This window comes from Dokdonella fugitiva, from assembly GCF_004342425.1.
In the GTDB taxonomy this organism is placed as follows: Bacteria; Pseudomonadota; Gammaproteobacteria; order Xanthomonadales; family Rhodanobacteraceae; genus Dokdonella_A; species Dokdonella_A fugitiva.
Genome location: NZ_SLWQ01000003.1, coordinates 349,566 through 361,690, shown reverse-complemented (window position 1 = coordinate 361,690; position 12,125 = coordinate 349,566). Strand labels below are relative to the sequence as shown.

The window sequence follows — 12,125 nt, the reverse complement described above, 5'->3', positions numbered from 1 at the left end:
GACGACCATGCGGCCGACCTTCTCGATCATCTGCTTCACCGTGCTGTCCGGCATCGGCTATGGCGCCTGGTTCCTGATCGGACTTGGCGTGGCGGTTGGTCCCCTGTGCAGTGCCCCCGGCGCGCGCTGCGCCATCCCGTTCGATTCGTTTGCAGGATGGCCTGTCGCGTTCGCGTGCGTGAGCGTCGGCCTGCTGTGCTCGCTCGGCCATCTCGGCAAGCCGGCGCGCGCGTGGCGTGCACTGTCGCAATGGCGCAGTTCGTGGCTGTCGCGCGAAGGCGTGTTCGCGCTGGTCACATTCGTGCCGGCGCTGGCCCTGATCGTCCTGTCGCATGCGGACGGCTTGGCACGCCTGTCCGGCGCCCTGCTCGCGCTCGGCTCGCTGGCGACCGTCTACTGCACCGCGAACATCTACGCGAGCCTGAAACCGGTGCGTGCCTGGCACGATCGGCACGTGATGCCTGCCTACCTGCTGCTCGGCCTCTACGGCGGCAGTCTGCTGCTGCACGCGGCGGCGACGTTGTCCGGTTCGCCGTGGCGGCCCGAGCGCTTCGTCCTCCTGTCCGGCACGATCGTGCTCGCCGCGATCTGCGGCTGGGTCAAGCAAGGCTACTGGCGTTCGATCGATGCCCAGCCGCCGGTCACGCCCGGCCGTGCGACCGGGCTCGAGGCGCTCGGCACCGTGCGCGCGTTCGAAGCGCCGCACACGGAGGAGAATTACCTGCTGCACGAAATGGGCTTCGTGCTCGCACGCAAGCACGCGCGCAAGCTGCGCGCGATCGCGCTCGTCGCGGCGTTCCTCGGCCCCGCCGCGTTCGCCGCACTCGCGCTCGCCCTGCCGGCCGCGTCGACCGCTGCCGCATGCGTCGCGTGCGCCAGCGGCATCGCCGGCCTCGTCGTCGAACGCTGGCTGTTCTTCGCCGAGGCGAAGCACGCGGTGACGGCGTACTACCAGCGCTGAGCGCGCGCGTCGACACGAAAATTCACCCCGCGGGCACCAACGTTCACGCCCGATTCAATGGCTCTGTCTACCATCCGCTCCCCGGGGCCGCTGATGCGGCCTTTTTCATTCCCGAGGAGAGAGGAACGATGAAGAAGATCCTGTTGACGGCCACCCTGCTCGCCGCGCTGCCGGCCTGCGCGTTCGCCGACGACGGCTGGTCGGGCGCAGGCGAGCTCGGCTTCGCCGCCGCACGCGGCAACGCGAAGTCGGAGAACCTCAACGCGAAGCTCACGTTGAAGAAGGAAGACGACCAGTGGAAGGACTCCTTCTACCTGACGGCGCTGCGCAGCAAGGGTGAAGTCACCGTGGCCACCGTCGACGCGAACGGCCAGGTGCAGAACGTGAAGAACTACGACACGACCGCGAACCGCTACGAAGCGGGCGCTTCGGTCGGCTACAAGTTCGACGAGCGCAGCTACATCGTCGGCGCCCTGCGCTACGAGAACGACGACTTCTCGCCGTTCGAATACCAGGCGGTCGTGTCGCTCGGCTACGGCTACACGCTGCTGAAGAACGCGACCGACGAACTCTCGGCCGAAGTCGGCCCCGGCTACAAGCGCTACAAGCCGGTCGACGTGCTCGGCCCCGATACCGCAGGTGATCCGCCGGTGCCGGTGCGCCACACGTTCGACTCCGAAGGTGAAGTCGTCGGCCGCGGCCTCATCGCCTACAAGCACGCCTTCACCGAGTCGACTTCATTCGTCGACACGCTGCTGGTCGAATCCGGCAGCGACAACACGTTCCTGCAGAACGACGCGGGCCTGCAGGTCGCGATCAACAAGTCGTTCGCGCTCAAGGCCGGCTACCAGGTGCGCCACAACTCCGACGTCGCACCCGGCATCAAGAAGACCGACCAGCTCATCACGACCAACCTCGTCTACAACTTCGGCGGCGGCTGATCGCCTCCCACCGGCGCCGCTTGATGCGGCGCCAGGCCTCGAAAAGCCAAAGCCTGAAACACGAAGGACACGAAGGAAAAGCAGAATCAAGGTAAAGCTTGAAACACGGAACACACGGAGCAAAAGCGTTCAAATGAAAAGCTCTTCTCGTCTTTGGCTTTCTCCGTGTGCTCCGTGTGCTCCGTGTGCTCCGTGTTTCAGTCTTTCCGCTTTCCGCCTTCCGCCGTCACGCCGCCCCCAGGATCTCGTCCGCGCCGCGTTCGCGCAGCGATGCCGCGACTTCGCGACCGAGCGTTTCCGGCGCATCGCGCGGCCCGCGCGCCTCGGCGCGGATGACGCGGCCGGTCGTGGCGTCGCCGACGAGGCCCCACAGGGCGAGGCCGGTTTCCGTTTGGACGCAGTAGCCGGCTATCGGCACGTTGCAGCTGCCGTGCAGGTCGAGGTTCATCGCGCGCTCGGCGGCGACGCAGCGGTGCGTGTCGGCGTCGTCGAGGACGCGCACGAGCCCGAGCACGTCGGCGTCGCCCGCGCGGCATTCGATCGCGATCGCGCCCTGCGCGACCGCGGGCAGCCAGTCGGGCGCGGCGAGCCGCTCGGCGATGCGCGCGCCGAGGCCGAGGCGTTCGATGCCGGCGCAGGCGAGGATGATCGCGTCGTAGCCGCCCGCGTCGAGCTTGGCGAGGCGCGTGTTGACGTTGCCGCGCAGGTCGGCGAGCTCGAGGTCGGGCCGCAACGCGCGCAACTGCGACTGCCGGCGCAGCGACGAGCTGCCGACGCGCGCGCCCCGCGGCAGCTGCGCGAGGCGCGGCCAGCGGTTGCTGATGTAGGCGTCGGCGGCATCGGCGCGCTCGAGCACGGCGCCGATCGCGAAGCCCGCTTCGAGCTCCATCGGCACGTCCTTGAACGAATGCACCGCGATGTCGGCGCGCCGCTCGAGCATCGCGATTTCGAGTTCCTTGAGGAACAGGCCCTTGCCGCCGATCGCGGCGAGCGGGCGGTCGATGATCTCGTCGCCGCGCGTGGTCATCGGCACGAGTTCGACGGCGAGGCCGGCGTGCGCCGCGCGCAGGCGCGCGGCGACGTGTTCGGCTTGCCAGAGCGCGAGCGCGCTCTGGCGGGTGGCGATGCGCAGGGTCTTGTTCATAGCGTGCGGATCAGCTTGCGCAGCGCGGGCAGGTTGCGGCGACTCACTTCGAGCGCGGTGGTGACGCCCTCGACGTTGGCGAACAGGCGGCCGTCCGGCGTGCGCGTCAGGCCGGCCAGCTTCGCGCGCGCAACGAGGCAGTTGCGGTGGATGCGCACGAAGCGGTCCTCGAACTCCTCCTCGAGCGCCTTCAGGGGTTCTTCGATGAGCACCTCGCCCTTGGCGTGGTGCACGACGACGTACTTGTCCTCGGCGAGCAGATAGGCGACGTCGGCGACCGGGACGAGCACGAGGCTGCCGCGCACGCGCGCGCACAGGTGGGTGCGCGTGCTGCGCCCGGCGCCGAGCGCGCGCTCCATCCCGCGCGCCTCTTCGCCGCTCCAGCGCCGCGCCTTCGCCAGCGCGGCACGCAGGCGATCGCCGCGCACGGGCTTGAGCAGGTAGTCGACCGCGTTCGCCTCGAATGCGGCGAGCGCGTGGTCGCCGTAGGCCGTGCAGAAGATCAGCGCCGGCGGCGATTCGAGCGAGCCGAGGTGGCGCGCCGCTTCGATGCCGTCCATCACCGGCATGCGGATGTCGAGCAGCAGCAGGTCGGGCGCCAACTGCGCCACCGCGTCGAGCGCGTCGCGGCCATTGCCGGCCTCGCCGACCACCTCGACGCCGCCGATCTCGGCGAGCAGCGCACGCATGCGCTCGCGCGCCAGCGGTTCGTCGTCGACGACCAGCGCTCTCATCGGACGGCTGCCTCGGGCAAGCGCACGCTCACGGTGTACACGTCGGGTCCCGGTTCCACGCGGAGCTCGCCGCGCGCGCCGAAATGGTACTCGATGCGCGCGCGGATGTTGGCGAGTGCGACACCGTTGCCGCGCACCGGCGCGCCTGGCGGCAGCGGATTGGTCAGCACGATCTCGACGCCCGCCTCGAGCGGCCTGCCGCGCAGGCGCAGGATGCCGCCGTCGGCGCGCGGCTGGATGCCGTGGTAGATCGCATTCTCGACCAGCGGTTGCAACAGGAGGCGCGGCAGCTGGAACCCGCGCGGCACGCCATCGAGGTCGAGGTCGACCTGGAGGCGATCGCCGAGGCGCAGCCGCTCGATGTCGAGGTAGCGCCCGACCAGGTCGAGCTCGTCGCCGAGCGTGCCCTGCCCGTCGTCGCTGCCGAGCGCGGCGCGGAAGAGCTCCGACAGGTCCTCGACCGTGCGCTCGGCATCACCCGGGCGCGTGCGGATCAGGCTCGCGATCGTGTTCATGCTGTTGAAGAGGAAGTGCGGCCGGATGCGTGCCTGCAGCGCGTCGACCTGCGCCTTCGCCGCCGCGCGCACGCGCTCGCGCCAACGCTCGAGCACGAACAGGTAGCGCAACAGCGCCGCGGCGATCAGCGCGCAGATCGCCGCGTTGACGAAGACGAAGCGCACGCCCTCCCCGGGCGGCGCGCTCAGGCCGAGGCCGAGCGCCTGGTCGAGGCGCAGCACCACCGCGCTGCCGAGCGTGGTCACCGCGACGCCGACCGCCCAGGCGGTGATGAAGCCCGTGCGCTCGGGCAGGCGCTGGAGGAAGGCGCGCATCGAGCACAGCACGACGGCGTTGAGCAGGGCGAGCCATTGCACGTACACGCTGAGCACGCCGAGCCGCGGCAACCAGCCGCGCCCCGCGACGTCCGGCACGAGCACGATGACGAGCGCTACGAGTTCGGCGACGATCATGACCGCGAACAGGGTCGGGCCGCTGCAGAACTGCGGCAGCCAGTTCGGCGTCGTCGTGGCACCGGTTTGTCGCATCGGCGTCCTCCCGTCGCGGCGATGCCGCGTCGCGCGTGGAATGCACAGGCGGGCGCGGCGCGCGCCGCGCCACCTTACCAGTCAGGCGGCGAGTCGCGCGCCGATCCATGCGCGCAGGTCGGCGATCTCCTGCGCGCAGACCTGGTGCGCCATCGGATAGACGTGCCAGTCGATGCCGTAGCCGAGCCGGGCCAGCGCGTCGCGGCTCGCCGTGCCGAGCGGCTCGGGCACGACCGGATCGTGGCTGCCGTGCGCCATGAAGACCGGCACGTCGCGGTTCGCCTCGCTGCGCTCGGCCGCCGTGCGTTCGGCCAGCGGCAGGTAGGTCGACAAGCCGATGATGCCGGCGAGGCGCTGCGCGTGGCGCACGCCGCCGGCGAGTACGATCGCGCCGCCCTGCGAAAAGCCGGCGAGCAGCACGCGCGCGGGCGCGATGCCGCGCTCGCCTTCACGCGCGATCAGCGCATCCAGCTGGGCGATCGACGTGCGGATGCCCGCCTCGTCCTGCTTGTCCTCGATGCGCGCGCCCTTGATGTCGTACCACGCGCGCATGCGCATGCCGCCGTTGATCGTCACCGGCCGCGCCGGCGCGTGCGGGAACACGAAGCGCAGCGGCGGCCAGGCGCGGTCGACGAGCTCGGGCACGATCGGCGCGAAGTCGTTGCCGTCGGCGCCGAGGCCGTGCAGCCAGATCACCGCGTGGCTGGGATTCGCGGCGGTTTCGGTTTCGACGCAGGGCAAGAGGTCCACGGCAGGCTCCAGGCAGGCAAGGCGCACAGGCTGCCCGGCCGGCACGGGTTTGCCAAGCCCGCGGCTGCGACACAGTGCCGGATTGCACGCGTGGCGCGTGCTAGCGTGCGCGCGCCCTCCCCCGCGCAAGGCCGACGCTCGCCATGTCCGCCCGCACCGCATTGCTCGCGACCCTGCTCGCGCTGTTCGCCGCCGGCCCTGCCGCCGCGACCTCGCCCACCGATTTCCTCTACGGCCAGGCGACCGACGGCAGCAACCTGCCGTTCCGCTACTTCGTGCCGCCCGGTTACGACGGCGCGCAGGCGTATCCGCTGATCCTGTTCCTGCATGGCGCCGGCGAGCGCGGCAGCGACAACGAGGCGCAACTGCGCAACAACGCGAACGGCGCGCTGAAGCTGCTCGGCGACGAGCAGCTCGCGCTGCAACCGGTGTTCATGATCGCGCCGCAGTGCCCGACCGACGGCTGGTGGAGCGGCGCGACCCTCGCCAGTGCGATCGGCCTCGTCGACCAGGTCGCGGCGGCCTACCACATCGATCCGGACCGCGTGTACGTGACCGGCCTTTCGATGGGCGGCATGGGCACGTGGAGTGCAATCACGGCGCAGCCGACCCGCTTCGCCGCCGCCGTGCCGATGTCGGGCAACGGCGACACGAACGCGGCGGTCGCGGTCGCGGGCCTGCCGCTGTGGTTCTTCCACGCGGCGAACGATCCCACGGTCGGCGTCGAGGGCTCCGACAACCTCGTCGCGGCACTGCGCAACGCGGGCGCGAGCACGATCTACACGCGCTACGACACCGGCGGCCACGGCATCTGGAGCGTCGCCTACGCCCACCCGCTGCTGTTCCCGTGGCTCGTCTCGCAGATGCGCGGCGGCTCGGGCTCGCCGCTGCCGCCGGTGCTGCGCATCACCTCGCCCACGGCCGCGGCTGCGCTGTCGACCGAAGCGCCGATGATCGATCTCGCCGGCAGCGCCGACAATGACGGCGAGCCGATCGAGTCGGTGAGCTGGGACCGCGTCGGCGGCGCGGCCGGCGCAGCGACGGGTACGACCGCATGGAGCGTCGACGGGATCGCGCTCGCCGAAGGCGCGAACCTGCTGCGCGTGACCGCGACCACGCCCAGCGGCCACGCCGCGTGGGGCGGCCACACGACCTTCAACGACGCCTTGCGGGTGACGCGCACCGGACCGCCGCCGCAGCCCGGCACCGTGGTCGCCGCGATCAACGCCGGCGGCGACGCCTGGCTCGCCGCGGACGGCACGCCGTACGTGGCCGATTCGCTCTATTCCGGCGGCAGCGTGCAGGTATCTTCACACGCGGTCGCGGGCAGCGACGACGACGTGCTCTACAACGACTGGCGCTACGGCAACTTCGCCTACCACGTCCCCGTGTTCGACGGTCGCTACACCGTCGAACTGCAGTTCGCCGACACCTACAACAATGCCCCGGGCCAGCGCATCTTCGACGTCGCGATCGAGGGCACGACCGTGCTCGACGATTTCGACATCATTGCCAGCGTCGGGGTCGACGTCGCGACCGTGCGCCGCTTCGACGTCGATGTCAGCGACGGCATGCTCGACCTCGTCTTCACCAACGGCAGCGCCGGCAGCGCGCGCGTCGACGCGATCCGCGTGATCCGCGCGGGCGACGATGCGATCTTCGCCAACGGCTTCGAGGGCTGAGCCGGGCTGGCCTGCAGATCTTCGACGCGGACCGGGTCCATAAAGATAAAGATTGAAGCACGAGGCACACCGGGCACACCGGGGAAGGCTCTTTCGATTGCCTTCTTCGTGTGCCCGATGTGCTTCGTGTTCCGGGCTTTTCCGGCTCCGGAATACCGGGACCGTCCGCCCCCGCACCCCCTTTGCACGACGCTTACTTTCGGGCCGGTACGCGGCGGGTGCGAGCCGCTATCCTGTGGGCTTTCATATGCCCGCGGAGCCCCGTATGGATCGTCTTGCCGTCGCCTGTTTCGTCGCCCTGGTCGGCTTCGCGGCCGCGCCGGTCGATGCCGCCCCGTCGATCACGCTCGAGCAGGCGATGGCCGACCCGGACTGGATCGGCGCGCCGGTCGAGAATCCGTACTGGAGCGTCGATGGCGCCAGCATCTATTACGACCTCAAGCGCAACGGCTCGCCCGTGCGCGATCGCCATCGCATCGACCTCGGCGACGGCCGCGATGCGATCGTCGATCCGGCTGCGATGGCCGGTGCCGATGGTGGCGCACCGGTGTTCGACCGCGCGCACGTGCGCGCCGCGTTCGTGCGCAACGGCGACGTGTTCCTGCGCGAGCTCGGCAGCGGCCGCCTCGTGCAGGTCACGCGCACGCCCGAGGAGGAAGCCTCGCCGCAGTTCTCCGCCGACGGCCGCAGCCTGCAGTATCGCGTCGGCAACGCATGGTTCCGCTACGACATCGCCGGCGCGATCGGCGGGCCGGCCGCGATCGTCAAGGCCGAGAATGATCCGCAGTCGAAGAAGCCGGACGACCTCGGCGCCGACCAGCTGCGCTGGTTCTCGACCCTGCGCAAGGACAAGGCCGACCGCGACGCGCGCACCCGGCACGGCGAGGAGTTCGCCAAGGGCGATCCGACGCGCGCGCCGCTGCCGTTCTATCTCGGCGACGACGTGCGGATCGAAGGCACCTCGTTGTCGCCGAACGGGCGCTGGATGCTCGTCGTGACCTCGCCGAAGGGCTACGAACACGGCAGGCAGGGCAAGCTGCAGCGCTTCGTCACCGAGTCGGGCTACGAGGAGCAGGAAGACGAGCGCACGCGCGTCGGCCGCAACGACCCGGCGCCGCAATCGCTCGTGCTGCTCGACATCGACAAGCACGTACAGCATGCACTCGCGAGCGAGGACCTTCCCGGCATCCACGACGACCCGCTGAAGGCGGTGCGCGAGGAGAATGCGCAACGCAAGCGCGAACTCGATGCGACGACGGACGCCGCCGCGCACGACGACGCGAAGGCGAAGAAGGACGCCGGCAAGGACGAAGCGAAGACGCGCGCGGTGCGCATCGTCTCCGACGGCGATGATGGCGGCGGTGGCGGCATCGCCTGGAGCGCGGACGGCGCCTCGCTCGCGATCCAGATCCGCGCGATCGACAACAAGGACCGCTGGATCGCGACGGTCGATTTCGACCGTGCCAGGCTCGTGAACCAGCACCGCCTTACCGATCCCGCGTGGATCAACTGGAACTTCAATGAATTCGGCTGGGAGCGCGACGACCGCACGCTCTGGTACGTGTCCGAGGAGAGCGGCTACGCGCAGCTCTACGCGAAGCAGCCGGGCGGCAAGGCGAAGGCGCTGACCAGCGGCCGATTCGAGGTGTCCGCGCCGGTGCTGTCGCCGGACGGACGCTGGTTCTACCTGCGCGCCAATGCCGAAGCGCCGTACCGCTACGACGTCCACCGCGTCGCCGCCGCCGGCGGCGCGCTCGAACGCGTGACCAACCTGCACGGCATGCAGCAGTTCGCGCTGTCGCCCGATGGCACGCGCCTCGCCGTGCTGCATTCGAGTGCCTACGTGCCCGCGCAACTCGCCGTCGTCGCCGTCGACGGCGGCGCCGTGCGCGAACTCACCGACACGCGCACGGCGGAGTACAAGGCACGCACCTGGATCGAGCCGCGCATCGTCCAGATCCCGTCGACGCACGTGAAGCAACCGATCTACGCGAAGTTCTACCAGGCGAAGGATTCCGACGCGTCGAAGAAGCACCCGGCCGTGCTGTTCGTGCACGGCGCCGGCTACACGCAGAACGTGCACGAGCAGTTCCCGTACTACTTCCGCGAGCAGATGTTCCACAACCTGCTCGTCGAGGAAGGCTACGTCGTGCTCGACATGGACTACCGCGCGAGCGAGGGCTACGGCCGCGACTGGCGCACGGCGATCTACCGGCAGATGGGCCATCCCGAGCTCGAGGACCTCGTCGACGGCGTGCACTGGCTCGAGAAGAACGCCGCGGTCGATCCCCGGCGCGTCGGCGTCTACGGGGGCTCGTACGGCGGTTTCATGACCCTGATGGCGATGTTCCGCGCACCCGACGTGTTCCGCGCCGGCGCCGCGCTGCGCCCGGTCACGGACTGGACGCAGTACAACCACGAATACACCTCCAACATCCTCAACACGCCGCAGGTCGACCCGATCGCGTACGAGCGCTCGTCGCCGATCGAATTCGCAGACGGCCTGCGTGGGCCGCTGCTGATCGCCCACGGCATGATCGACGACAACGTGCTGTTCGCGGATTCGGTGCGCCTCTACCAGCGCCTGATCGAGCTGCACAAGGACGACTTCGAACTCGCCGGTTACCCGCTCGATCGCCACGGCTTCACCCACGCCGATTCGTGGCTCGACGAGTACAAGCGCATCCACAAGCTGTTCCAGTCAAGCCTCAAATGAGCGCCTACCCGTTCGCACGGCTCGGCCTCGCCGGCGCGCTCGCCGCGCTCGCGGGCTGCCAAGCGGATTGGGTGCGCGAGCATCCGCTCGGCTGCCGCAGCGACGAGCAGTCGCTGCTGCGCGACACACTGTACTTCGGCCGGGCGATTCCCGGCGGGGGCGAGGTCGACGAGGCAGCGTGGCAACGCTTCGACCGCGAAGTGCTCGCGCGTGCGTTCCCGCGCGGCTACACCACGCTCGACGCGCGCGGCCACTGGCGCGGCGACGACGGCGCACCGGTCAGCGAAGCAAGCCGCGTCGTCATCGTCGTGCACGACGGCGGCTCGGCGAGCGAAGCCGCGTTGCACGGCGTGGTCGACGCATACCGCGAGCGTTTCCACCAGGAATCCGTGCTGCGCGAGCGCGCCGCCGTGTGCGTGGCGTTCTGACCCGAGGTTCGCGCCACGACGGACCGCTTCAGCGCCCCACCACGCGCAGCTGCTTTCGCGGCGCCGCCTTCGCGCGCAACCGCTTCGCCTTCTCCGGCTCGTACACCATGTAGACGTCCGCGCGCTGGTAGTGGCTGCCCGGTCGCGGCGCCGGGTGGTGGACGAAGCCGCCGCTCTCGTACAGCTGCAACGCGGGCCCGAGGCGCTTGCTCGATTCGAGGAACAGCGTGCGTCCGCGCCGGCGCTGGAACTCGGCGATCGCCGCCTCGAGCAGCTTGCGGCCTGCACCGAAACCGCGGAAGCCACTCTCGACGGCCATCTTCGACAGCTCGTACACGCCCGGTGCTTCCTTGAGCAGCGCGCAGGTGCCGATCACCTCGCCGTCGAGCGTCGCGAACAGGATCGCGCCGCCCGGATCGATGACGTGCGCCTGCGGATCGCCGAGCACCGCGCGATCGACCTCCTCGAGCGTGAACCAGCGCTGCAGCCATTCGGCGTTGAGGCGCTCGAAGTGCACGGCCCAGTCGCGCCGGTACGGCGCGATCTCGATCGTCGCGTCCTTCAGGCGCGCATGATGGGCGCGGATGTCCGCGGCGAGCCGGCCGCTCGCGATGTCCGCTTCGAAGGCGCCGAGCGCGTCGAGCAGCGTGCCGCCGTCGCGTACCGCAGCCGCCGCCGCGGCGCGACGGATCGCGCACCAGACGGGACCGAGCCGGTCGAGCTTGCGCTCCGCCTCGGCCGAGAGTTCCAGCACGCCGCGGCGCGCGTCGCTGCGGTCGGTGCGGCGCGTGATCCAGCCCTGCGCGCGCAGCTTCGCCGCGAGCTGGCTCACCGCCGGATGGGTCTGGCCGATCGCTGCCGCGATCTCGGTGACCGAAGCGGGCCCGCGCACCTGCAGGTAGCGCAGCACCGGGAACCAGTGCGCGTCGATGTCGTGCCCCGCTTCGCGGTAAGCCGCATTGGCCGCCGCATACAGGCTCTCGCTGACCGCCTTGAGCCGGCTGCCGAGCGCGAGCTCGCCTTGCGCGTGCAGGAACATGGGATCGTCCGTCGGCCGTTACGTAAGTGCTTACGTTACTGCCGCCGGGCGCGCCGCGCAAGACTGCCGCGCGCGGCGCCGGCGCACTAGCATTCACCCGCGGCGAACGGCCGCGCGGGCGGGAGCGTGCCATGGCGACACCTTCGATCGTGCTTCGGCGCGCCGACGACGCGGCGCACGTCGCGACCGCACGCGCCCTGTTCGGCGAGTACGCGGCGGCGATCGGCGTCGACCTCGAGTACCAAGGCTTTTCGGCCGAACTCGCGGGCCTGCCCGCGCCCTACGCGGCACCGGACGGCGCCCTGTTGCTCGCGTTCGTCGACGGCGAGGTCGCCGGCTGCGCGGCGCTGCGCCGCCACGATGCCTGCAGCGGCGAGATGAAGCGACTCTACGTGCGCGACGCGTATCGCGGCCTCGGCCTCGGCGCCCGCCTCGTCGAGGCGATCATCGACGCCGCGCGCGCCGCGGGCTACGCCGAGCTGCGCCTCGACACGCTCGCGAGCATGGCGACCGCACAGGCGCTTTATCGCCGCTTCGGCTTCGTCGAGACCGCGGCGTACGGCGATGCACATCGGGCGGGTACGCGTTTTTACGCGCTCCGGCTCGCAGCAGCCCTGCCCGGCTGAGGGCTGAGGGCTGAGGGCTGAGGGCTGAGGGCTGAGGGCTGAGCGGCCGCGCGGCGTCGCG

At 70.4% G+C, this 12,125-nt stretch carries 11 protein-coding genes; 6 read left to right on the top strand and 5 right to left on the bottom strand.

Going from position 1 to position 12,125, the window contains the following annotated elements:
• Window positions 1–7 precede the first annotated feature (7 nt).
• On the top strand, window positions 8–961 hold the full coding sequence (locus EV148_RS08390; RefSeq protein WP_131996425.1) for a dimethyl sulfoxide reductase anchor subunit family protein: 954 nt from the start codon (window positions 8–10) through the stop codon (window positions 959–961).
• Window positions 962–1,089: 128 nt separating this feature from the next.
• Window positions 1,090–1,902, top strand: coding sequence for a DUF481 domain-containing protein (locus EV148_RS08385; RefSeq protein WP_131996422.1), 813 nt, complete (start codon window positions 1,090–1,092; stop codon window positions 1,900–1,902).
• Window positions 1,903–2,128: 226 nt separating this feature from the next.
• Here EV148_RS08385 and hemC read toward each other — a convergent pair whose 3' ends face one another.
• From hemC to EV148_RS08365, 4 genes are all read right to left on the bottom strand, one after another.
• On the bottom strand, window positions 2,129–3,046 hold the full coding sequence (gene hemC / locus EV148_RS08380; RefSeq protein WP_131996419.1) for a hydroxymethylbilane synthase: 918 nt from the start codon (window positions 3,044–3,046) through the stop codon (window positions 2,129–2,131).
• Complete coding sequence (locus tag EV148_RS08375) at window positions 3,043–3,780, bottom strand: LytR/AlgR family response regulator transcription factor (protein WP_131996416.1); 738 nt, start codon at window positions 3,778–3,780, stop codon at window positions 3,043–3,045. The genes hemC and EV148_RS08375 overlap by 4 nt, the downstream gene beginning before the upstream one ends.
• Window positions 3,777–4,823 (bottom strand): sensor histidine kinase, encoded by a 1,047-nt coding sequence (locus EV148_RS08370; RefSeq protein WP_131996413.1) that lies wholly within the window; start codon window positions 4,821–4,823, stop codon window positions 3,777–3,779. The genes EV148_RS08375 and EV148_RS08370 overlap by 4 nt, the downstream gene beginning before the upstream one ends.
• Before the next feature lie 81 nt (window positions 4,824–4,904).
• Window positions 4,905–5,573 (bottom strand): alpha/beta hydrolase, encoded by a 669-nt coding sequence (locus EV148_RS08365; protein WP_241988027.1) that lies wholly within the window; start codon window positions 5,571–5,573, stop codon window positions 4,905–4,907.
• Window positions 5,574–5,716: 143 nt separating this feature from the next.
• Here EV148_RS08365 and EV148_RS08360 point away from each other — a divergent pair, with 143 nt between their 5' ends.
• The 3 genes from EV148_RS08360 (at window position 5,717) to EV148_RS08350 (ending at window position 10,399) form a co-directional block, all read left to right on the top strand.
• Complete coding sequence (locus EV148_RS08360; protein ID WP_131996407.1) at window positions 5,717–7,255, top strand: malectin domain-containing carbohydrate-binding protein; 1,539 nt, start codon at window positions 5,717–5,719, stop codon at window positions 7,253–7,255.
• A 265-nt stretch (window positions 7,256–7,520) separates the two neighbouring features.
• The gene (locus tag EV148_RS08355; RefSeq protein WP_131996404.1) at window positions 7,521–9,971 is read left to right on the top strand and encodes a S9 family peptidase; all 2,451 of its coding nucleotides are present in this window, start codon (window positions 7,521–7,523) and stop codon (window positions 9,969–9,971) included.
• The gene (locus tag EV148_RS08350; RefSeq protein ID WP_131996401.1) at window positions 9,968–10,399 is read left to right on the top strand and encodes a DUF3574 domain-containing protein; all 432 of its coding nucleotides are present in this window, start codon (window positions 9,968–9,970) and stop codon (window positions 10,397–10,399) included. The genes EV148_RS08355 and EV148_RS08350 overlap by 4 nt, the downstream gene beginning before the upstream one ends.
• Window positions 10,400–10,427: 28 nt before the next feature.
• Here EV148_RS08350 and EV148_RS08345 read toward each other — a convergent pair whose 3' ends face one another.
• A complete protein-coding gene (locus EV148_RS08345; protein WP_131996398.1) occupies window positions 10,428–11,438 on the bottom strand; it encodes a bifunctional helix-turn-helix transcriptional regulator/GNAT family N-acetyltransferase in 1,011 nt (336 codons plus the stop codon).
• A 131-nt stretch (window positions 11,439–11,569) separates the two neighbouring features.
• On the opposite strand from EV148_RS08345, the gene EV148_RS08340 reads away from it, so the two are divergent.
• Window positions 11,570–12,064 (top strand): GNAT family N-acetyltransferase, encoded by a 495-nt coding sequence (locus EV148_RS08340; RefSeq protein ID WP_131996395.1) that lies wholly within the window; start codon window positions 11,570–11,572, stop codon window positions 12,062–12,064.
• Window positions 12,065–12,125: the final 61 nt, after the last annotated feature.